Genomic DNA, 22,512 nt, shown 5'->3' with positions numbered 1-22,512 from the left:
TAGTTGCGTCGAATGATGGACGATTGGCCGGCCACCTTTGAAACGTGCGTGTTCTGGGCCAGGTGACTATCCTCGATCAGTACATTGATGCCGCCACCCGCGAGAACACTGTGCGCAGCTACGCTTCGGCGTTACGGCACTTTGAGGTCGAGTGGCAAGGACACCTTCCGGCCACCCCAGACAGTGTGGCGCGGTACTTGGCCACCTACGCGCAGACCCTGGCCACCAGCACGCTGCGGCATCGCCTGGCGGCGATCGCTTTTTGGCATCGGGATCACGGATTTGTGGATCCCACCCGCTCGCCACTGGTGCGCAAGGTACTTAAAGGGATTCAGACCCTCCACCCGACCCGGGTCAAGCAGGCTGCGCCACTGCAGATCCGGCGGCTGGTCGAGCTCGATGACTGGCTGGCCGCAGCGATTGCTGCGGCCCATGCCCGGGGCGACGGGGCGGCGGCGCTTCGCCATCAGCGGGATCGCGCGTTGGTGCTGCTCGGATTCTGGCGTGGCTTCCGTGGCGATGAACTGCTGCGTCTGGAAGTGGCCCATCTCACGCTGGTGCCGGGACAGGGGATGACCTGCTTCCTGCCGCGCAGCAAGGGCGATCGCCAAGCGGCCGGCGTTACCCATAAGGTGCCGGCGTTGTCGCGGCTGTGTCCGGTAGAGGCGACCCAAGTGTGGCTGCAGGCGGCAAACGTGCAAGACGGGCCGGTGTTTCGGGCAATCAACCAGTGGGGCCACGTAAGTGCCGAAGGGCTCCATCCCAACAGTTTGGTGCGCCTGCTGCGCGAGTTGCTGGCCAGTGCCGGCTTTGCCGATGCGGGGCTCCACAGCAGCCATTCGCTGCGCCGCGGCTTTGCTAGTTGGGCCAACGATCAGGGCTGGGACATGAAGGCGTTGATGGAGTACGTGGGCTGGCGCGATGTTCAGTCGGCCATGCGTTACCTGGACGGGCGTGACCCGTTCGCCCGGGATCGCATTGAAGCGAGCCTGCCCAGCCCAACCGCGCCAGCTCCGGCGATGGCGCTGCCGGCGCCCGAGGTCAAATCTGCCCTGCAGCTGCTCCTACGCATGGTGCTGACCCCGTTTGCCCGCGCCGGCCGCGGCGCGGCCAAGGCCCGGGGCAGAATCGAAGAGATCTGCTTGGCCCCGTTCCAAGCGGTGCGGCTGAACACCGCCAGCAGCGAGTACCGGTTGACTGTTCCCACCGATCCCGACCGGGATCTGGATGAAATCCTGGCCACGTTGCTCGATGACATGCACCGCATGGCCGATACGCACCAGTGCTTCCTGGAAGCGTCGCTCAGTACAGACGACGGCCGGCACTGGGACTGATCCCCCTCACACCCTCCGGATCCAATGGCTACCCTTCACGAGACCGCCTACCCGCGACTGAAGCCTGATCCCACCGCCAAGGAACTGGAGGAGATCTATACCCCGACCGCCGCTGAGATTGCATTCGCCAAGCAGCTGACCACCCAGCCGGGTCCGCAGCTGGCGGTACTGATTCATCTCAAGCTCTTCCAACGCTTGGGCTACTTCACGGTGTTGGCCGACGTACCCGAGCGGATCCGGAAGCACATCGCCAAGGCCGCCCGACTCGGGCGCGTATTGGACACCGACCAGCTCGAACGCTACGACGCTTCCGGCAGCCAGCGCCGGCATATGCCGCAGCTTCGGCAATTCATCGGGGTACGTCCCCTGGATAAATCGGGCTTGGCTTGGCTGGACACCGTGGCCACCGGAGCAGCCCAGACCAAGCACACCATCCCGGACATCGTGAACGTCCTGCTCGAAGAGCTGGTGCACCATCGCTACGAACTGCCCGGTTTCCGCACTCTGGAGCTGGCCGCCATCGGCGCCCGTGAGCGGGTCAATCTGGGCTACTACCGCAGCATCAGCCACGCACTGACGCCTGCCACGCGCACGCTCATCGACGAACTGCTGCGCGCACCGGAAGGGTCCAGGTTCACCGGCTGGCAATCACTCAAGCGCGAGCCCGGCCGGCCCACCAACAAGGAAGTTCGGTTCTATCTGCAGCACATCCGCATGCTGCAGCAGTTGGCCGACCAGCTGCCTCCCATTGATGTGCCGGTGCCCAAGCTCAAGCAGTTCCGTGCGATGGCTCGGGCCTATGACGCCAGCGAGCTGGCCGAACTGGCTCCGGACAAGCGCTATGCGCTGGCCACCATCTTCATTCGCGCCCAGCATGCCAAGACACTGGATGATGCAGCCGAGTTGTTCATCAAGCAGGTGCGCGGGCTGGAGAACACGGCCCAGCAGAAATTGCTGGCCTACCAGCTCGAACATGCCAAACGGGCCGACTTCCTCATCGGCCAGCTCAAGGAAATCCTACAGGCCTATCAGCTCGACGGCAGCGATAGTCAGCGCGTGGATGCCATCGACAACAGCCTGGAAGCGGAAGTGTCGACCTTGCTGGCCGAATGCGAAGAACATATGGCCTACGCCGGGAAGAACTACCTGCCATTCATGCTGCAGCCCTATGGCGCGGTCAGGCCGCTGCTGTTCAATGGGCTGGAGCTGATGAAACTTCGGGCGACCAGCCACGACGCCGGCATGGAGCCGCTGATCGCAGCGGTGCTCTCGCTGCGCAACCAGCGCCGTGAGCTGATCGAGGTCGCCTCCCTCGGTTTGGACCCGGAAAAGGACTTTGACTGGATGTCCAAGCTCTGGCGTCAGCACGTGTTCGGCAAGCGGGCCAGTGCAGCCGGCGCCGGCTGGATGCACCGTAAGTACTTCGAGCTGGCCGTGCTGGTGCAGGTCAAGGACGAACTGAAGTCCGGAGATCTCTTCATTCCCAGCAGCGAACGGTTTGATGACTACCGTGAGCAGCTGGTCGATGAAGCCACCTTGGCCCAGGAACTGGAAGCCTACGGCCAGGTGTCAGGCCTGCCCACCGACGCCGAGTCTTTCGTGGCGGGATTACGTGCACAACTGACCTCCCTGGCCGATGAGGTCGACGCGCGTTTCCCGGAGAACGTACATGCGGACATCCTGGATGGGCGCCTGGTGCTGCGGAGGGGGCAACGCGCCGAAGTCTCCAGCGCGATTACCACCGTGGATCGCCTCATCGCCGAACGGCTTCCAGAATCCAGCATCGTCGATGTCCTGATCGATGCCAGCCAATGGCTGGATCTGCACCGTTTCTTCCGCCCGATCGCCGGCACCGAGAGCCAGGTCGAAGATCTGCCCCGACGTGTGATCACCACGCTATTTTGCTATGGCTGCAACCTGGGGCCGACGCAGACGGCGCGGTCGATCAAGGGCTTCAGCCGGCGCCAAGTCGCTTGGCTAAACCTGAAATACGTGACCGAGGATGTGCTTGAGAAGGCCATCGTGGAGGTCATCAATACCTACAACAAATTCGACCTGCCTGGCTATTGGGGCAGCGGCAAGAGCGCATCAGCTGATGGCACGAAGTGGAGCGTCTACGAGGACAACCTGCTGTCGGAGTATCACATCCGCTACGGCGGCTACGGTGGCATCGGCTACTACCATGTGTCCGATAAATACGTGGCGCTCTTCAGCCACTTCATTCCCTGTGGCGTGCACGAGGGCATCTACATCCTCGACGGTCTGTTGGCCAACACTTCCGACATCCAGCCTGAGATCGTCCATGGCGACACGCAGGCCCAAAGCTACCCGGTCTTCGGCCTGGCCCACATGCTGGGCATCCAGCTGATGCCCCGGATCCGGAACATCAAGGACCTGACATTCTTTCGGCCCGAACCGGGTAGGGCTTATAAGAACATCCAGGCACTGTTCGGGGACAGCATCGACTGGCAACTGATCGCCACCCATCTCCACGACATGCTGCGGGTGGTGATCTCAATCCGATTGGGCAAGATCACCGCGTCCTCGATCCTGCGCCGGCTGGGCACCTACAGCCGGAAGAACAAGCTGTACTTCGCATTCCGAGAACTTGGCAAGGCCGTCCGAACGCTGTTCTTGCTGCGCTACATTGATGACAACGAGATCCGCAAAACGATCCATGCTGCGACCAACAAGAGCGAGGAATACAACGGCTTCGTGAAATGGGTGTTCTTTGGCAGCCAGGGGATCATTGCTGAGAACGTCCAACACGAGCAGCGCAAGATCATCAAGTACAGCCAGCTGGTGGCCAACATGATCATCCTCCACAACGTGGAAGGCATGAGCCGGACCTTGGCCGAGATGAGGAAGGAGGGGATTGAACTGACGCCCGAGATCCTGGCCGGCCTGTCGCCTTATCGGACCAGCCACATCAATCGCTTCGGCGATTACCACCTGGATCTTGAAAGGGAAGTGGCGCCGCTGAGCTACACAGCCAAGGTGCTTGAACAGACCCCATAGATGGGGAGAGCCTGCCCGAGAGACGAGCAATCAACCTTGAAATTCAGTCGCTTAGGCAGCTTTTGGCCCTGTACGTAATGATTCCCTGCCGACCATCGACCAAAGCCCTGGACCCAATCGCTCTAAGCAACCTAGCTCTGCTGCGGCCATCTCACCAAGAGAGATGACCTTCTCTTTGATCATCTCGTCACTGAAGGCTACTTGCCCCCCCCCTACTCTCGATGTGATCCCAAGTATTGGACAGCACATAGGCCTCGATCTCAGAATAGAGGTCGGATGGTGCCGCAACGCGCGAAAGTGACTCCAGCCGAGCCAGTAGATCAGGATGAGCTGAGTCGCCATCGAAGCCAAGCGTCTTCTTTACCGAGACCCACATCTGCGGCCATTCCCCTTTCGAAGCATGACTTCTGACTATCTCCTCGAGATCATCAAAACAGCCCGCAAACGTCCATAGTTCCCGGAAATGACCTGCCAGAAGTGAGCGCGCCCAGTCGCGAAGAGTCAAGTCATCACATGTCAGCACCGGTCGCAGCAAGTTCAAGAAGCCGATATACCACTCGAGCTCTTCGGCACGCGTTCGCGGCTGCCAGCCAGCATCACGTCTACGTGCACCGAAGTCGAACGCAGAGAAAGACGTCCAGTGCGTCGCTTCGAACGCAGCATGGAACAGCTCGGCTGCGATCTCGCGATGCCTCTCGGTGCCCGACTCGAGTAGCTTGCTGACAAACGCACACCGCCGTTCTGGTCGCGCCAGCGTACCTGACAGGTGCAACGAGAACAGATGCCGCATCTGTCCAACTATGCTGTCCCTGTTCTCACCTGACTTCTCGCCCTCGGAGAACTTCAGCATGACCGTCGCAGCACGATCAAACTTATCGTCGTCGTAAGCTAGCTGGTGCAGCAGGCGCACGAACAACCTGAAGTTTCGGTTCTCGCGCGAGGCAAAGCCTGGCTTGGTTGCGGCGTTCTCGATCAGCTGCAGCACGGTCTCCGGGAATACCGGCGCTATGTATAGCAATGCAGACAGCGTGCCTTCGTTACACGATCCAATATCATGCAGCGGTCCGCCGGGGCTCACCCAACTATTTGCCATCCGAACCGCAGGCTCGAAATCGTGCAGGTATCCCAGTCGATGCGCACATGAGACGAAAAGTCGGAGGTTCTCTGGCTTTAGCAGCTCGGCATTGATTGCATCGACAGGGATGTTCTCCAGCGCACGCTTCGCCAAACGATTGGCAAGTGCATGAGGAAGAACTGCTCTCCACTCACCACGACTCTGCGCGAGCTGACGACGCATCAACTCAGCCTGAGCCCGATGCAGACCACGACGATCGAGGCCAACGATGGCACTTAGGACGCCAAGCTCATCATTGAACTCGGACGAGGAGACATTGAAGGAATAGACGAGCGATAGCGCTTCAGCGCATTCCAGAAGTTCATTGGACGCTCCTTTTCGTTGACTGAACAACCTATGGAAAAGGTCCTCGTCGGAGAAGTTTGTCAACGTCTCATCTGCATCTACCCGGCTGGCCAGCGCGATCGCGATGCGCGAATTGCCGCCGGAAAATTCGGCGATTTTGCCCGCGTTCAACTTCCCGATGTCTGGGTGCCGCCGCTGGATCAGCATCGAGACCGTCTCCTCGCTGCACGGCTCGAGGTGGATCACTTCGGTTTCCTCAGGACGATCGTCCGAGATGTCGTACTCGATTGTCAGAAGGCTGAGCATCGCGCTACTTGCGGAGACCTGCTTCTGCAACTGCCGATGCACGTCTGGCGGGCAGTTGTCCAGCACCAATTGAACCGCATGATCGTTAGCAACGATGTATGAAACTAGCTCGGATGCCGTCGGTGTCAAGTTCTCACCCAGGTCGGCGTAGATTGCGCTAGCTGGTGACAAGGCCTCCTCACCAACGTTCGCCTCAAACAGGGCCTGCGCGAATCGCGTCTTCCCCACTCCGGAGAGGCCGGTGATGCGCACCGCACTACCGCGGCGGCGCAACCGTTCTCGAGCTAGATGTATACCCTCAGAAACAGGCATAGGAGTCTTTGCGCTCGAGTTCGCGTCAATCACGCAGGGGTGGTCATCAACAAGGAATGCGTCGTTCTGGGCTGGGGGAGTAGCTGCCCACCTCCCGAAAGGCCTCCAGCCGGACAAGGGGCGGCCGAGGCGCGCACGAACCCACAGCGCAACGCTTGGATGCCGCCGTAGCCAAGTCGCCAATCGATCTCGACCATAAAAGTCAACGCGCAGAGACGCTTTTCCAGGAAGGGTCTCCGCGACCGCCTCCATCGCCCGCACTCGACTCGCCAACATGCTGTCTGAACAATCGTCCTTGCCACTAACGATAATGTAGGCACCATTTCGATCGGCAAGATCTGCAAGTACGAGCTTTGGGGTGCCACCCTCCAACATCTCGTCCCTGCATGCCGCCGCACCCATAGCATGCTTCTTGACCTGGAAACCGCAGATCCCACGAGGAACAAAGCCGTCGTTGGACGGCAAGTCCATAGCCTCAATACGGACATCCAAACCGCCATCAGGTGCCTCCTGCGCACCTCCCCACATAACGCTCTTCGGCCGACGCCCCTGCTGGATTACCTCCGCTTCGCAAAGACGGGCAACCAATTCACGCAGATCGCCAGCACTGAGCGCTGTGATATCTACAGCATCAAGTTCAAAAAATCTCATGATTCCCTTCCCGCAATGATCGGGGCACGCGCATCAAGGCATTAAAGACGGCGCAAAGCAATTTGTCGCCTAGGTCAGACTGCCCAGAATTCTAGGAGCCTGGAAACTGTGGAAGGAGAACCTCCTGCTCCAGCGTCCCCGGATGCGTTTCCACATGAATGGCCAAGTCATTCCACCCGATGGATCGACAAGTTCGAGATATTGCGCTAGACACCGATTCAGCCGTTGGCTTGAGAGCGTAACCGAGACCAATGAGCTCCCTGGGATCCATCAACCACGGCTTCAGGGTGAACCCCGCCTCGGCGGCAGATCCTGCGATGACGGCGCCAATTCTCATCCCCCCTCATCCAAGTCGCCGAAATGAAACGCCTGAGTTGTCTGGCAAGGAAGTGATTTCAAGATCAGCATGTAGACCTGTCTCCAGGATGGGGACGGCATACCACCGGTATAGAGCAGCACGAGGCCGACTTGATCAGATGCAGCTTCAGCAAACTCATGGAATGTCTGTCGATTCTCTATGGTGAGAACACGCCAACTCAACACGGCTGGATTCGGCACGAATCCAGTGATGTGGGCAGGAGCGAAGCCGAGATATGGATGAACCACTCCCACCACCGTAGTCGACGTAACAACCGTAAGCGGACCTGAGATCAGTACGGGCAATGGTTCCTTGTGCAGGCCTATGGCCGAGAAGACCTCGCTACTATCAAGTCCAGATGGTGCAATAGAGTTGAACCAAAGCAAATCGATCCATTTCACGATGCCCTCCACTCGCTTGCTGTCACCAAACATCATGGCCGAAACCCGGCGCAACAGTTCGTCCCTGACGACACCTCGCCTTGCTGAAATGAGTCTGATTGCATCCAGTATTTGCGCTACAGAAGCATCGGTAGCCTCTTGCCCGCGAACCTTATGGCCCAGCGACCAGCGCTCAATGACCTCGGTCAGTACGGGGAAAAGGCCGGTGTGAGTGTCCAGCATGGAACGGGCCTCTGATACGGAATCACGACGAAGTCGTGCGCCCAAGAAGTTCGCCAGCTTTGCGAGGTTCAGTACGGCAACGCCCGCAACATCTAGAGGCGGCTGCACCATCACCTTGGCCTTGATTTCGATGGCTCCAGAGCGCTCAGCCAGTTCAAGTTCGGAACGAAACGCTCTTGCATCCTCGATGCTGCGCAGGCTGAAGAACTCTGGGCATGATGACTCCGTCAGCCTGAGAGCTATTCGCTCATCCTTGCCACGACTCACTGCATTCTGGGAGCGATTGAAAATTGACGTAAGGAAGGCCCGGGCTATAGTCATGCAACGACCCCTTCCCCATGGGGCATTCGACTTGCTTCAACACGCTTGAGCTCCTCCTCGAAAAGCTCGGGATGCTTGCGCCAGTTATCGGAATCCAGAATTACATGACCATCGTCATCAATGCGTACGTGTTTGATGGAGATAAGATCGTCGTCACGGTACATCTCGATGTAGGTATCCACCGATTCGTTGATCTTACCCAAGGCATCGTCCGGTGCCGCGACGATGGGCTGAAGGCCCAATGCCTTCAGGTACTCAAAGACGGCACGGGTATTCACTGAGTCAATCTTGTCACCCAACTCATCGAAAATTATCAGCGACATGCCGCCTTGATCACCGCGCAACTTTCCCAATGCGCGCGCCATCGACGCTGCAGCAACGATGAAAAGAGGCGCGCGGTGCTCGCCCCCGGAACCCTTGTCCATGCGCTTTGAGAAGTCGGTCACCGTCACACCATTGCTGCGAACGTCAATCTCGAAGTTGAAGAAATTGCGATAGTCCTCCAGAAGCCTGTTGGCCTCTGCATCCTTTCCCTCAAGCATCGCCCTGAACTCAGGAGGAGCATCCACCTGTCCAGAGAAGATATCCCCCTCCGGTCCCGCACCAGCCACCTTCAGTATGAATTTGTACAGCGACTCATGATCTTTATTGAGATTGGTGACGAAGTGATACTTCTCGTTGTTCGAGAATGGCGGCAAGCGCTCCATCGTACTGTTCAGCTCATTGAGCGTGCTGCGCATGCTGGCGAAGTGGTCGCTCAGGCGGGCGGCGATCTGCACCTTGAACGTTTGCTCTGCCGCTTCTGCAGCTTCCGCGGAAAGCACTTGGTAGTGATGGAGCTCGGATTCCTCTAGCCGTTGCTTCTCCTGAGCCATCGTCTCGCACATGGCACCCAAGTCGCCCACCGCGATATCCATCTGCGGATCGAATTGGTTTGCGTATGTAGACATGTCACTTGCCAAGGCCTGCACCTGGGAAGACAGCTGATTGCCACTTCTAACCGTAGCGTCACTAATCTTCGCCACAATCGTATGCAGCGATAGGCCGGAACCATCAAACTCATCGCGTTTTGTTTCGAACCACTCATCACCCACGTATTCATTGCGGCGACTGAGAGCCGCCTTTGAGCAGATTCCGTTGGTTCTATCCGCAAGCTCGTCTAGCCGTCTCTGTGCTTGCCGGAAAGCCTCACCATGAGTTCCGACGTCTCTGCTGCTTTCTTCCAGCTTCGACTGTGCTGCCAGGGCAGCTCGCCTTGCCTCTGTGATGAGCAGCTGACGAGCAAGGAGATCAGGTGCGCTTGCGATCTCTTGCATCGCCGCCTTTGCATCAAGCGCGGATTGCTCCTGAATGTGCGAGTTCAGCCATCTTTCAATGTCCTGGATACGTCCTTCAAGTCCCACCAACTTCTCAAGGGCTTCAACCAACTGGCGCGACCGGTTCGCCTCCTGCTCGCATTCGGCTGCGTTCTGCCCCAAAGTGCTGCGCTGCTGCCGAAGCACCGCCAGGCGATGGCTCGCATCTTGGCGTCCCAACACCAGTTCCGTTGCAGACAAGGGGCGTCGACGGCCGAAATCAGCACGTCCAGCCTGCTCGCCAGTACGGGTGAAGCCCTCTGGGCTATCCGTGGTGACGCGCTCCAATCGCTCCAGCCGGCCGAGTCGAAGACGGATATAGTCCACCGCCACTTGATTGTCACCCGCGATCAGGTGCGCGAGACCCATTGGCGGAACCACACCCATATCCGCCTTCGACTTCACCGGGTTCACCAACAGTACTGAATCCGGCTTTGTATCCCACGGAATCTTGTTGAAAACGGACAAGGCATCCTCAAACTTGCCGCTACGGACAACCAGGGCAGTGCGCGAACGACCAAGGAATCCCTCGATTACGGGTGCCCAGTCGGCATCTGTGACTGTAACCAAATCGCAGACGGGCGTGCACAGAAGTCCTTTGTCTCCAAGTATGTTCACAACTGCTTGGACGGCCGGCGGGAGTTCCGCTTTGCCTTCCTGGATGCGTTTGATCTGCTCGTTAGCGATCCTAAGTTCATTTCCAAGCTTGGACAGCCTCTGCTCGTCATGGTCTAGCTGACGCCGTGCCGACTGGATGATCGGAGCAACCCGCATGCTGGACTCGCGCAATGCTGCCGAGGCCTGCGAAACGTCAAGCACAAGCGCATCGGATACGGATGTACTGGAAACCGCATCAAGAAGCTCAACCCACGGCATCGCCAGATGCTGCCAGCCTCCGAGATCGGGTTTCACGCGGTTGGCCTTCTCGAAGCCCGCCACCACCTCGCGAATGGCCTGGGCCACGTTGGTTTTGATAGGTCTAAGTGATCTCTCTCGTTCGCTGGCCAGGTCACGGGCGGCACTGATCGCCGGATCTGCTGCTGATTGAAGCTCTAGTTCGATGTACACGCCGTTGAGTCGATCATGCTCCGCCTTGGCGCTGTCGACTGCATTCTGCGCTGCCTGATGCCTGTCCCGCGCTTCATGCAGCGTAGTTTGTGCCGCATCAACAGCATCCATGTGTTGTTCACGCTCATAGTCATCCAACAGCGCCCTATAGGTCGCTGCGTGCATCCGAGTCTGAGTAGCCTTATGACCGGCTGCGATCAAGCTTTTGACGTTCTCAAGCCTGTCCAGTGTTTCCAGAACCTTGGCTTGAAGCGAGCGCAGATTGTCGAGCTGGGAGCGGAAGTTCTTGAGCTCGATAGGATAGGCATCGACAATGTAATTTCGAACAAAGCTGCTGGTGTCAGGAACTTTCTGCAGATTAAGCGCATTCTTCATCGCTCGCCGAAAAGCTCTCGGGTCGATGCTGCCCCCTCCTTTGGGGCGCAAGGCGAACAACATTGCTTCAACCTGCTTCTCCGCCGACGGAGGCACTGCGAGCCTACCATTCACGCGACTGACTGCGTCCTCCATCAGCTTATTGAACGTTCCCCAGGCCAACGGCAAAAGTTCCGCCTCGGCGTTCGCTTCAAGATGATCATCTAACGCGAGCGCAACCCCTTGGACCACATAGCGCCCGTAGACGTGCAGCTTTGGGTCGCCCACTGACGCGCCCAGGGCCAGGCCAACCGAAACCGGCGGCAATTCGCCCTCAGTGTCGCGAAACACCATGGTCAAATAGGACGTCGCATTCTCACGAATATGCTCGTCACCGCGATAGTAGCCGAGGCAGTATTCGCGCACTGAACGCCCTCGAGTGCCTGATACCCCCCCTGACTGCGCATTGAGATCGATTTGATTCTGATCCCCTCCGTACAAGACGATCTGCATCGCATCCAGAATCGCAGATTTTCCAGATCCGTTAGGCGCCACAATGCCTGTTGCAGGGCTAAAGCTCAGGGTTTCGGCACGGAATAGGAAAAACTGTACCAAGTGAAATTTCTCAAGCAGATACATCGCCATCCTCCGTGACTTCATTCATTGCGTCGAAAGTAGCCGCATCCCCCTCACCTGCCACTTCCTTACGGAAGGATTCCAGATGGCTCAAGTATTCCTTCCGCAGCAGATCTCCGATCGCGGGATGGATGCGAACCTTCGCGAGCTGATTCCGTACATCGTCCTTGTCCTCAAAGGCAGCAATCCCCCAGCGCTTGAACTTGGTCATCAAAGAGCGGAAGTCCCCAGGCGAGGGAAAGTCCCTGCCCGTTTCCTTCTCGTAGTGCTCTTGCAAGTCAGGCAAATCGACGAAAGTTTCGCCATTTGGCTCTTCGCGCCCCTCGAAACGGACGCGATGATGAACGCCGGCGAGCACCAACAGCAGCAGGGTTTCGTCCTTGCTGGCTCGCTGTTGGGTCAGTACGTGCACGGGCCGCGCCACGATGTACTGGTAGTTGGTGTCGTGCAACAGCTCGATGCCAAGGGGACGAACTGCCTGCTCAAAGTCATTGATATTTCGGCTGACAATGCCGTAATCCTTCCGGGTCGCCCGGTCAGAGGCGGACAAGACCTGATGGGTTACTAGCCGATAGGCCGCCTGCTCGTAGTCCTGCTCTTCGTACATAGTGTCGCGGCTAAGCGCCTTTTCCCAGTGGCGTGCCATGTCATTTCACCTTGGTGATGTAGAAGTCCGGCATGTCCAAATACGGCCCGGCAATTCGTTCATCACCGGCGCTTTGGAAGCGATATCCAGGTAGTCGCTTTGAAATTCCTTCATGGTGCTTCTTTCCGAGGCCTGTCATTGCTTCCTGTGCGTAGGTGGACAGCGTCTGCACCATTCGAAATTGCTTGATACCGGTGATGGGAAGCTGAGACGCCCGGATCTGCCTACCTCCTCCCATGACACCCTGCAAGTACACCCTCACCTCTGTTGGCATGGCGGTACGCGCATCACGCGCACGCCTGTGCAGGTTCATCCGCGCCTCCTGCTCGGCTGTCATCTGCCGCGGAGAATCCGCGGTCCTGGGAATGGGCGGACGGGCGATGCGTGGTTGAAACAGGAGTTCACCGGAAAGCAATGCTCCGGGCCCAACGGGCATGGAGGCGTCGAAGTTCTCCGCAGCATTGACTCCGGCGATAGCCTTTTTGATCCGTCTCTCGAGCTGGCCCGGCGCGCGAAGCTGGTACTCGATCATGGCCAGCATGCGACGCTCGATATGGCGCTGATCCTGGCCCAAGCGATCGAAGTAGTCTTGCAGACGATAGACATTGCTCAATCGCCTGATCGCCTTCTCATAGACAGCCTCAGCCGTGCCTTTATCACCTTTGTAGCGTCGCTCGGCCAACCACACGATGATCCGTTCCCGATGATCCCCGTAATGGATTTCCTGAGTTAGGCTCAACACCTGCGCCTTTCGTGCGAGGGGGTGATCGGCGCCAGCCAAGTCCGCATAGTCAGCCATGACGTGCTTGGAAATGTAGTCTTCAAACAACCGACGGATAGCCGCCCCGGGGGTCGCGGACTTGAATATCTCGCGCTGCAGGGTACGCACGTTCAGACTCATGGCGGCAATCCCGGACAGAAGCGCATGGGCGCTGTCGCCGGCGTTTACGAAGTCGTCACCGTAGACATTGCTTGCAGGATCAAGCACCCGACGTAATGTGTCTTCAATGGAACGCATCTTCGCGCCCACCATCGCCGGCGTGTCTTCTGTGAAGACCTGCAAGGTGGCAAGGAAACGGCTTACCACAGCAGTCATGGACAGAGTGCGCGTGAGTCCCACCTGCTCTTCTTCGAACCAGCCATTCTCCGTGAGATGGCTCAAGTACATGTTGGCGCGAATGTTGAGCGGAGTGAGCTGGCCTACCCCCTCTTCTGCCTGCCAAGCGTCATCGTGTTCGAGGTAGTTCTCGATGAACTGCGTCAACTGCCGCCGTTCCCAGCCGGTCGCCGGGGGAACCTCAGCCTCTGGCCCGAAGAATTCTTCGTACAGACCCAAGAGCAGCCGCCAGTAGTTCTCCCGATTTGCCGAGGCCAATGGGCGAAAGAGTTGCGATGGCAGTACCTCAAACAGAGAGCTGGACACTGTGCAACTCCACAGAAGTTGGGCTATCTACTTCACATTAGCATAAACGCTAACATATCATAAACGCTAACTTAGCATCAATGCTAAGCTGCGTGTCATCTGACCCCGGCCCAGCCCCATGCCCCGCCCCCGCCCCAATCCAAACAAAAGTCCGGAAACACTTCGAGCCATCGAAACGCTGCTCCTCTGGGAGGGGCAAGTCACCAATGAGCGAGTACGCCAAGTGTTTGATCTGCATATCACCACGGTAAGTCGATTGCTAACCCAATATGCTGAACTCAATGGAGGCGGCCTTGAGTACCGAAGCCATGTGCGCGGATACGTGGCGATGTCTGGCTTCAGACCCCTCCTAACCGAAGGGCTGATCGAAGAGTACCTTGCGTTTGAGCGCCCCCAGGAAGCTACAGGCTTTATCGAGAGCTCCCAGCTTATCCTCGGCGGCGTTGAACGACGCCACTTCGCACTGCTTAATCGTGCCTGCAGAGAGGGCAAGGGGCTCGTTGGCGAGCACCGGTCCATGCGCAACCCAGCACCTCGCACCAAACGACTGTTCCCTCATGCGCTGGTGCAGGCAGGCAGGCGCTGGCATGTTCGCGCATTTGTCATCGCCGAGGACGAGGCGGAAGCCGGACGCTTCCTGGACCTGTCTATAAATCGGCTGAGCGGCTTGAAACAGCTGGCTGATCCTCGGCCAGAGCGGGCCGAGCCTAGCCAGGACGCCGCCTGGCAGACACAGGTAGAGCTGTCGATCGTCCCCCATCCGCATCTGACACCAGATCAGAAGGATATGGTGCGTATCGAGTATTTCGGAGGTAAGGCAGCCTACAGGTTAAGAACCCGTGCCGCACTACTCCAATACCGACTACATGAACTGCGCTGCGCCACCGATGCAGAGAAGGAGCCGCCGAACGAATTTCACCTCTGCGTCGACGATCCAACCGCGATCCAACCGTGGCTATTTGGCGAGCTGAATTAGCGGATGGCATGATCGTAGCCAAACTTGAGGCCCGGCACGGATACCGCGCTACCCCTGCCTGGGTAGCTACCCTACATAGGAACCGTATCAGATGGACGCCATTGGCATTCAAAGCCAATTCTCCGTCTGTACCTCAATGATCAGGTCGATGAGCCGTGCCCTCGTGTCCCTATCGATCGAGCGCCAAATGCAAACTACCGCCCCAGCTGCGGCATGGTCCGGGGCATTCAACTCTAGCCCTTCGCTTACTCGGCATTGAGGTGACCAATCCCTACCTAGGCGATTACTGATTGCCCACTTCATAAACTCATGGCACTCTGGGTTGGCATCATTCTGGTCACAGGGGGCCAGGTATGGGCAGTCTGCATCAAATCCACAGTCGCAACGGCCGTATCGGTGCCGGAACCGATACGAAGCCAGAGGATATCGACGCTATCGTCACGGCGCTTCGTAAGGACGGGCGTGGTCATTTGCTGCTTTACTTTCACGGGGGCCTGGTCGACAAGGCCGCGGGTATCGGTATTGCCCAGCGACTTGAGGGGCGCTTTTCTCAATCGGCCTATCCGGTTTTTTCCGTGTGGGAGTCGGGTTTCGTTGAAACGATCCGCAACAACCTGCGCGAGCTGCCGGATGAGCCGGTATTCAAGAATCTGGTGCGCAAGGCGCTAGAGTACGCGCTCCGCCGCTTGGGAGGTAGCAACGGCGCCCGGACCATCACGCCGGGCAACGTCGATGCAGGGAAGGTCCGCCAGGCAGTTGATACATATTGGAGCGATCCCAGTCGCAATCACGTGCCCTACCGTGATTTCAAACCTGTAGTGGGGCCCTCAGGTGCGCGTGCGGCGAGTGCGCTGATCGACGACGCCGAGATCGAAGCCGACTTGCAAACCGACAGCGAGTTTGTGGTCGCCATGCAAACCCTGCCAACCGCGTTAGACGAAGCACGCGATGCATTCATCGGGGGCGGAGCGAGCGTTCGAGATACCCCGTTCTCGCAGGCGGTATCAACGCAGGTCGCCGGGGTCGAGGGAGGCCGCGGGTTGATCGTCTGGTTCAAAGTTTCCCTTCTGGTGAAGCGCATCCTGCAGGGTGTTCTGCGTCGGTACGCGGATCAACGCGATCACGGCCTGTATGCAACGGTCGTAGAGGAAGTGTTGCGTGGTGTTCATTTTGGTGGCAGTGGACTCAATGAATGGGGCAAGGCACTCCAGTGGAACCGCATGAAGCAGGACTCACTCGATGCGTTCGGCGACGGCTCCGACCTGTATGCCGGAACTGCGCTGCTGGAGCGGCTGCGTGCCGCCCATGCCTCTGAAGGGCTGCTATCGAGGATCACTCTAGTCGGCCACAGCACTGGCGCCGTCTACATCGCCAATTGGCTTGACAAGGCATCAGAGCTTCTGCCGGCCGAGATTGCATTCGACGTCGTGTTCCTGGCGCCCGCCATCACCTACGAGCGCTTTGCCGCCACGATCACCCAACATGGCGATCGCATCCGTCACTTCCGCTTGTTTGGCATGCGCGATGAATTCGAACGGGACGATCAGGTCGTCGGAGACGACTCTAAATTTCCCAATGGGCAGGACTGGAAGCGCTTCATCTATCCCAGCTCCCTCCTCTATCTGGTGTCGGGTGTCCTCGAATCGCGCCCAAATTCCGACGGAACGCTCGTCGACGAACCGGACATGCCGCTGCTGGGCATGGAACGCTTCTTCGCTTGGCACCACATCTACTCAGATAGCAAGTTTCCCGAAATAGGTGCAGTCCGCGCGTGGCTCGGAGCTGCACCGAACCGTACGATCTGGTCCAAGTCCCAAGGACAGACAGCAGGCTTGAACAGCACAAGCATTGATCACGGAGCTTTCGACGACGACGAAGATACGCTGCTCAGCGTTGAGAGCCTCCTCGGCGGATGGTGACATCTTCGAGAGCACGCCAAAGGTGCCCTTGTGTACGCAACAGGGAGAGATGTGGACATGCCGCGAGATGATCACTACGCGATCGTGCTGACAATTAACCGTTATCCCGGCCTGAGTGACCTCCATGGACCTGAGAACGATGGCGAAGAGTTCCGGCAATGGCTCCTCGATCCGGAGTACGGCGACCTGGACACCCGACGTATCCAAGTCATACGGTCGCAGGATTGTGGCGTGGCAGCGACCCCGGACGACGCAAACCCGACCGAGAAGGAGCTCAAGAAGGCGCTTAATCTATGGCTGCGCACCCCGAACGGATGGCATGACCGCATTGGACAGCGCTTGTATCTGTTCTTCGCCGGACACGGGTTCACAGCCGGTTCGGCGATTCACGACCCGGCACTATTCTCGGCCGTCGCGCAAAACGGCGACACGGCGCATATCGCCGTCCTGCGTTATGCGTCGAAAATCGCCAACGCGGGTTTCTTTGATGAAATCATCCTGGTAACGGACTGCTGCCAGGACGTACTCAAGGCGAGCCAGGTGCTCGAGCCGACTTGGACCCCGCCGGACCGGCAACGAACGGCACACGTCCGATTGTTCCAGGCGTATGGAGCGCCGCGGGGACGTCAGTCCTTTGAGCGCAACATTGGCCCGGCCGGGCAGTCTCGCGGCCTGTTCACTAGCGTCCTACTGGACGCGCTGCGCAGCGCACCGCCTGACGCCGACGGATGGGTGACGGATCGCGCCGTCGCGGACTACTTCCAGGTGCTATGGGCCGATCGCTACGAACAGGAAACCGGATACACGCCACCACTGACTCCCGCAACGAAGCGGATTCGAATATATCAGCGCCCGGCGTCGGCGCCAGCTTCCGCGCTCCCACGCCGGGTTGCCGTCGACCTGAGCCGCATCATTGCTAAATTCGCGGCCATCGACCGGCAACCGGATCCTGACATCTCACCTTACCCACCCGCGCCGCCCACCGACATGACGCCAAATGGGCAGCTACGCAGTAGCCAGCTTCGCCAGCTCGAGCATCCCATCGTGGAGCTGACCCCGGGTCTGCATCTCGTCGTTACACCAGGGAATCTACCCGACGTCGCCTTCGAGGTTCCCTACCCGGTGCTGCCAGCTGCAGGCAACACCCCTCCCGTTGCTGCACCTATCGACATGCCCGCTTTGCGAACCGACGAGGTTGCAGCGCAGCCGGTGGTGTTGAGGACGGACAATCCCAACGCGCAGATCACGGTGCTCGATGCTAGCTACGCTCGTGTCAGCATCGGTACGGGAGTGGTCTCGCTGTCCTTAGCTCCGGGACTCTACAAAGCCCTGGTGCACGTCGGGGCCGAATCGGCGCAATCGCTGTTCGTTGTTGCGGATGCGCCCCTCGACCAGCGGTTGCCCGGGCCCGAATTTTCCGCGGCTGCGCCCGTCATCGGCACGTCAACCACGCACCAAAATCAGTCCCTTCATGCCGCTGAATACTCGATGATTCCGACGGAGCCAAGCCGCGATCTCAGCGAAATCGGTGAGGTCTTTGTCTTCGCGCGCGACTCCAGTTTCAGTCCCGACGGCTCTCTAAACCCCGCGCCACCGTGGCGGCAGTGGCACCTCAGTTCCCTTGTAGGGGCAACCTTGGAGGAGCGCCTCATCCACAGTGGTACGGACGACAGGCTCGGCTACGCCTACCTCAAATTAGCAGCAACAGCTGGCAGCCTCGCACTGCGAACGGCCAGCCCTTGGGACGAGTCGAATGAAGACGGACTGGTCGTCCCGGTGATTAAGGGGTGGCGTACCGAGATCTACCTTGACTGTACCTCAGCTCCGCCAACCCCTCCGATGGTGGACACTCAGGGCGCACGAATGCTCGACTTGGCGACTGCCTCCATCCATCTGGTCCGGATGGGAAGTGCGTCACTGCTGTTCGATCCGATCGGGCTTGCGACGGAGGCGGCGCGAGCGCAGCTTACAGTCGGCCGGGAGGTGGCGGTGCCATCAACCGAGCAAGCAATGGCCAGCCCGATGTGGGCCTTGTACGCGGCCCTCGCTGCCTTCCAGCGGGGCGGGCAGCACATCGATACCGTTGGACAATGCGTTGCAGCCGTTCCTAAGGAAATCAGGGAGGGTCTATCCGATTTTGCGGTGCTCGCGCAATGGCTAGGCCTATCGAACGTGGCCCATCCGCTCCGTAACCCACCCGCGCTGGCGGCCTCATGGAGCCTTGCCTCAAAGCTGGAGGCGCGAGGCGGACTGGCCTCCGAACTGTTCGAGGAGATCGGCCAATGGCGGTCCGGTGGGAGTCTATGGACTCTCTGGCAGCGTTCAGTTGATGACCGCTGGTTGTTGCGAAATCGGCTTTCTGACCAGGCTATGGGCACTCTGAAGGGTAATGCACAGGGGATTGACGACGCGGCAACCCCGCAAGTGCTCGCCCCCGCCTGGTCACTGGACACCTGGGTTCCGGTCGAAGACGGCCTGAGGTGTCCTAATCCCACCCATAGCCCCTTCCAGCAAGCACTCCGTCGGCGTCTTCTGGATGCGCTGGCTGAGCGCCACACCGATGCCGACAGCGGCGCCTTCACCACTGTGTCGCTGCCACCCGAGTCCGATGTCTTCGCCTTGGCAGCGGAGCTCATGCTGTCGCCGATATACGCCATGGCCGCCTATAGCAAGCTGTATGCGGAAGCCCGCCGCCAATCCGACCTGGGCCCTCTCATCGAGTGGGTAACGGTGAACGGAGATGAACCCGACCCAGACTCGACAGCCACCAAGTCGAAGCGCAGCACTCACCTGCAATCAATGGACGACTACTGAGAGGCGAATCGTAAGCGCGGCCTTCACGCGAACCCCATCCAAGTATTCTTAGCGGTGTCTAGGCAAAGTTGTCCCAAGTCACTGCCGACCTGCGTTGCCAGCCCGAAGCGGTTATAGGTCAAGAATCTAGATGAGGTGCGACGCCCGGCCTACAGGATGACATCCTCCCGCGTGTTAGGCGGCTCTCAAGTAGCGCCATTTCTTGGTGGTCCTTGTGCCTTCGCTGTGGCAGTTTGCGATTCGGACCTCACACTACTCACATAGAATGCTGAAATGCCGGTAAGCGCCAATCTCGCCTACGACCTTCTCAAGACCGTGAGCAAACTGGAATTCCAGCTCCGACGGCACGGGGACTTCTTCCGGAAAGACCGGACGGGGCAACCGACGTCCGACGTGGCTTGGCGCAAGGTGCAAGAGCGCGTCCGAAAGTTGGGCGACGATTTCGCGTCAGAGGTTCCTGAGTCGGCGCGTGCGCGCCTTCTCTGTCAACGCGATGAGCGCCCCATGAAGCAGATGATTATTGAAGAGAACGGGAACTTGGTGGCCCGCTTTTGCCCCTGCCCATTGGATGCCGAATCGGATGCGGTCGCGCTGGTGGAAGCCATGCGGCAAGTCCGCAACAACCTCTTCCATGGTGGCAAAGAAGATTCGGAAGTGGATCCGTACGAAGAAGACAACGATTGGGTCTACGCCGCGACGCAGGTTGCGATTGCTCTCCAGCATGCGTTGTCTAACGGACGGCTCGACAATCGCGAATGAAACCACCTCACGAAACTCTCGGGACGGCCCTAGGCCGTTGACGAGCGTGCAGCAAGGGGCGACGCGGCGATTGGCATAGCGCTAGCTAAGGCGAGGGGTGCCGACTAAACGCAGCATTGGCCGGGGGCATTCATGGTAGGTCGGTCACATCAGATCCGTAATTCTGAGATCATCTGGGTCCGATCTTCTGAACCAGGCACGCTTGCGCGCCAAAGGCCGATGCTCGAATGATCGCGCACCTCGTCGAACTATCTCTCGCCCAAGGAGCTCAATAGCTGACTGCTTCCATGATCCTCTGGATGTAGTGACTAGTACGACCTTTTTCCCAGGGAACATGTTGCTCCTAACAAACTCCCAAGCCGGCGGCGCTGGGCAACCACGCCAGATGGGTGTTCCCAAATAGATAGCGTCATAGGGAGCTAGATCCATCCACGCGGGATTTATCCACGCGTCATCAAGACCCCCATCAGCCATAGCATTCACCCACCCGGCCAAGCCCAATGAGTAGTCAAATGCTTCGACAGCACGCAGATCGGCGTGTAACTGGTTCGCCAGATAACTAGAGGCTAAGGCGGTGTGCCCAGAGCGAGAGTAGTAGACCACCAGGGCATCGGGTAAAGGAGATCTCGATGGGGCCGGCGCCTTTAGCTTCTGAAGTTTCTCCAGCCTTCGTCGCGCTGCCCACACGACACAGCAATCAATCACCTTGATCCCAGCGGCAAGCGCGACGATGACTACGACGAGCTTGGTGATTAGCATCATTCAGTACTCTCCATCATGCACTCCCGCGTTACTTCTGTAGTCGCTCTGCGAGGTACTGCACTCAAGGACATTGCATGGTCGAACACCCGCGATCGTCGCCACCTACTATAGCGAGCGGCTAATAGTGAAGCTTCCGAACACCGGCGACTGGCGCTGGCCATAGAACTCCCGGGTGCTGTGGTAACGCGCCATTGCGAATCTCCAGCGCCCGCGCATCACCGCGATGCCGTAGCCGCCTTGGGCGACCACGTGGCGCTTGTCCACGCTGTGGCTGTTGCGGAAGGTATTGCCGTCCAGAGTGATGTCGCGGATTACCCATGCCGCGTCGGTGGTCGCAAACAAGTGCCAGGACCAGCCGCTGAGGCGGCCACCACGGGTCGGCGCGGTGTTCTCGCCGGCCGGGCGCAGCGGCGTGCTGCCGAAGTCGTCGGGCAGCTTCCAGCCGAAGCGCACTTCGCCACCGGCGTTGGCCTTGGTTTCCAGGTTGCCGATCGCACCGCCATAGTGACTGATCGCATCCCAGCCCCAGCCGCCGGCATTGACACTGGCATCGGCCGGCCAGCGGCGCATGCGCTCGTGGGTCAGCATGAACACCGGCTCGTTGTGCAGCTGGTTGTCCCAACCCTTGAACTTCTCGTCCCCTAGCGCGTCGTGCACGGCGTTCTGCACCTGCCTGCCCTGGGCCCAGGGCCCGACCACGCCCACGGCCAGCTGGGTGGTCTGCAGGCGGTCGCCGCTGCGTGCGTTGAAGCCGAAGCTGGCCAGCAGCACGCCGGCATACGGCCGGTCATCCTCGATCAGGTCGCGGCGGGTCGGGTCGGTGGGGGTGAAGATGGCCTGGCCGATGCTGAAGATCATGTTCTGCTGCTCGAACCTGCCGGGGTGCAGGCCTTCCAGGTACTGGTTCACCCAGCGCGCCATGCGCGGCAGGCACGGGTCGGCGGTGTAGTCGACCAGGTTCGGCGAGACCAGGGTCAGCTGCGCGCCGTTGGTATAGCCCTGGTCTTGGTGGCGGCCACCGAACAGGTCGTTGTCGACGCGGAAGCTGATCTGCGGCGGGTGATCGCGCATCGCGTCCGGGCCACATTGTTCGGCCGCCTGGGCCACCGGGGCTCGGGCAGCGGCCAGGAACACGAGTGCCGCCATCACAGACAACCGACTAAGCGCCAGTCTTTTCATGGGCTTGCTGCCATTTGACTCAATGTGAGGTTCAATTGAAGATCTAATGCGCTGTCGCAGTAGACCCGGAGGAAGGGGTTTGAGCCATACACCAGGCCATCAGCCGGCCGCACGCCAATTGCTTTCAAAGGCGGCGCATCCCTGCAGCAGTATCTAGCGCTCTTGGGCTCGCCAAGACGTTCGCCTGAGCAAGAGATCGTCCAGGCCCTCCCCTAGTGCCGCAACAGCCGGCGCCCCAGGTACTGACCTAGACTGAAGGGCACGTCACCTCGCTGCGA

The 22,512-nt window shown here is 59.2% G+C and carries 13 protein-coding genes; 6 read left to right on the top strand and 7 right to left on the bottom strand.

What is annotated here, in order from left to right; translation table 11 throughout:
• Window positions 1-62 precede the first annotated feature (62 nt).
• Both ACZK2R_RS10760 and ACZK2R_RS10755 read left to right on the top strand, forming a co-directional pair.
• Window positions 63-1,334 carry a site-specific integrase gene (locus ACZK2R_RS10760; protein ID WP_032967196.1) on the top strand — a complete coding sequence of 424 codons (1,272 nt, stop codon included), beginning with the start codon at window positions 63-65 and terminating at the stop codon, window positions 1,332-1,334.
• 24 nt (window positions 1,335-1,358) lie between these two features.
• Entirely contained in the window at window positions 1,359-4,352 is a 2,994-nt protein-coding gene (locus ACZK2R_RS10755; protein ID WP_478487994.1) for a Tn3 family transposase, read from the top strand.
• Window positions 4,353-4,539: 187 nt separating this feature from the next.
• Here ACZK2R_RS10755 and ACZK2R_RS10750 read toward each other — a convergent pair whose 3' ends face one another.
• The 5 genes from ACZK2R_RS10750 to ACZK2R_RS10730 all read right to left on the bottom strand — a co-directional run bounded on the left by ACZK2R_RS10750 (window position 4,540) and on the right by ACZK2R_RS10730 (window position 13,825).
• Window positions 4,540-7,041 carry a hypothetical protein gene (locus tag ACZK2R_RS10750; protein ID WP_197577760.1) on the bottom strand — a complete coding sequence of 834 codons (2,502 nt, stop codon included), beginning with the start codon at window positions 7,039-7,041 and terminating at the stop codon, window positions 4,540-4,542.
• A gap of 333 nt (window positions 7,042-7,374) precedes the next feature.
• Entirely contained in the window at window positions 7,375-8,343 is a 969-nt protein-coding gene (locus ACZK2R_RS10745; protein WP_478433961.1) for a hypothetical protein, read from the bottom strand.
• Window positions 8,340-11,759 (bottom strand): SbcC/MukB-like Walker B domain-containing protein, encoded by a 3,420-nt coding sequence (locus tag ACZK2R_RS10740; RefSeq protein ID WP_158704768.1) that lies wholly within the window; start codon window positions 11,757-11,759, stop codon window positions 8,340-8,342. Before ACZK2R_RS10740 ends, ACZK2R_RS10745 begins: the two co-directional genes overlap by 4 nt.
• Complete coding sequence (locus ACZK2R_RS10735; RefSeq protein WP_017354467.1) at window positions 11,746-12,402, bottom strand: DUF4194 domain-containing protein; 657 nt, start codon at window positions 12,400-12,402, stop codon at window positions 11,746-11,748. Before ACZK2R_RS10735 ends, ACZK2R_RS10740 begins: the two co-directional genes overlap by 14 nt.
• Window position 12,403: 1 nt before the next feature.
• Complete coding sequence (locus ACZK2R_RS10730; protein WP_049400904.1) at window positions 12,404-13,825, bottom strand: Wadjet anti-phage system protein JetA family protein; 1,422 nt, start codon at window positions 13,823-13,825, stop codon at window positions 12,404-12,406.
• A gap of 118 nt (window positions 13,826-13,943) precedes the next feature.
• Here ACZK2R_RS10730 and ACZK2R_RS10725 point away from each other — a divergent pair, with 118 nt between their 5' ends.
• From ACZK2R_RS10725 to ACZK2R_RS10710, 4 genes are all read left to right on the top strand, one after another.
• The gene (locus ACZK2R_RS10725) at window positions 13,944-14,801 is read left to right on the top strand and encodes a BrxR family helix-turn-helix transcriptional regulator (protein ID WP_146027645.1); all 858 of its coding nucleotides are present in this window, start codon (window positions 13,944-13,946) and stop codon (window positions 14,799-14,801) included.
• Between the two features lie 353 nt (window positions 14,802-15,154).
• Window positions 15,155-16,720: a hypothetical protein gene (locus ACZK2R_RS10720; RefSeq protein ID WP_017354470.1), complete on the top strand. Its 1,566-nt coding sequence runs from the start codon at window positions 15,155-15,157 to the stop codon at window positions 16,718-16,720.
• Between the two features lie 57 nt (window positions 16,721-16,777).
• Complete coding sequence (locus ACZK2R_RS10715; RefSeq protein ID WP_478487992.1) at window positions 16,778-19,534, top strand: caspase family protein; 2,757 nt, start codon at window positions 16,778-16,780, stop codon at window positions 19,532-19,534.
• Window positions 19,535-19,807: 273 nt separating this feature from the next.
• Complete coding sequence (locus ACZK2R_RS10710) at window positions 19,808-20,293, top strand: hypothetical protein (protein WP_017354472.1); 486 nt, start codon at window positions 19,808-19,810, stop codon at window positions 20,291-20,293.
• Window positions 20,294-20,437: 144 nt separating this feature from the next.
• Here the strand turns inward: ACZK2R_RS10710 and ACZK2R_RS10705 are convergent, their stop codons facing one another.
• Complete coding sequence (locus tag ACZK2R_RS10705; RefSeq protein WP_157804745.1) at window positions 20,438-21,052, bottom strand: flavodoxin family protein; 615 nt, start codon at window positions 21,050-21,052, stop codon at window positions 20,438-20,440.
• A 108-nt stretch (window positions 21,053-21,160) separates the two neighbouring features.
• Window positions 21,161-22,201 (bottom strand): lipid A deacylase LpxR family protein, encoded by a 1,041-nt coding sequence (locus ACZK2R_RS10700; RefSeq protein WP_017354473.1) that lies wholly within the window; start codon window positions 22,199-22,201, stop codon window positions 21,161-21,163.
• Window positions 22,202-22,512 lie beyond the last annotated feature (311 nt).

This window comes from Stenotrophomonas sp. 96582_Sma (genome assembly GCF_056480905.1).
The sequence above is the reverse complement of the archived record's forward strand: the minus strand, read 5'-3'. Positions and strand labels throughout refer to the sequence as shown.

Coding starts and splice junctions, on each gene's coding strand:
- ACZK2R_RS10750 (WP_197577760.1), bottom strand. CDS start 7,041: ATGAGATTTTTTGAACTTGATGCTGTAGATATCACAGCGCTCAGTGCT.
- ACZK2R_RS10725 (WP_146027645.1), top strand. CDS start 13,944: ATGCCCCGCCCCCGCCCCAATCCAAACAAAAGTCCGGAAACACTTCGA.
- ACZK2R_RS10715 (WP_478487992.1), top strand. CDS start 16,778: ATGCCGCGAGATGATCACTACGCGATCGTGCTGACAATTAACCGTTAT.
- ACZK2R_RS10740 (WP_158704768.1), bottom strand. CDS start 11,759: ATGTATCTGCTTGAGAAATTTCACTTGGTACAGTTTTTCCTATTCCGT.
- ACZK2R_RS10745 (WP_478433961.1), bottom strand. CDS start 8,343: ATGACTATAGCCCGGGCCTTCCTTACGTCAATTTTCAATCGCTCCCAG.
- ACZK2R_RS10755 (WP_478487994.1), top strand. CDS start 1,359: ATGGCTACCCTTCACGAGACCGCCTACCCGCGACTGAAGCCTGATCCC.
- ACZK2R_RS10700 (WP_017354473.1), bottom strand. CDS start 22,201: ATGGCGGCACTCGTGTTCCTGGCCGCTGCCCGAGCCCCGGTGGCCCAG.
- ACZK2R_RS10705 (WP_157804745.1), bottom strand. CDS start 21,052: ATGCTAATCACCAAGCTCGTCGTAGTCATCGTCGCGCTTGCCGCTGGG.
- ACZK2R_RS10720 (WP_017354470.1), top strand. CDS start 15,155: ATGGGCAGTCTGCATCAAATCCACAGTCGCAACGGCCGTATCGGTGCC.
- ACZK2R_RS10735 (WP_017354467.1), bottom strand. CDS start 12,402: ATGGCACGCCACTGGGAAAAGGCGCTTAGCCGCGACACTATGTACGAA.
- ACZK2R_RS10710 (WP_017354472.1), top strand. CDS start 19,808: ATGCCGGTAAGCGCCAATCTCGCCTACGACCTTCTCAAGACCGTGAGC.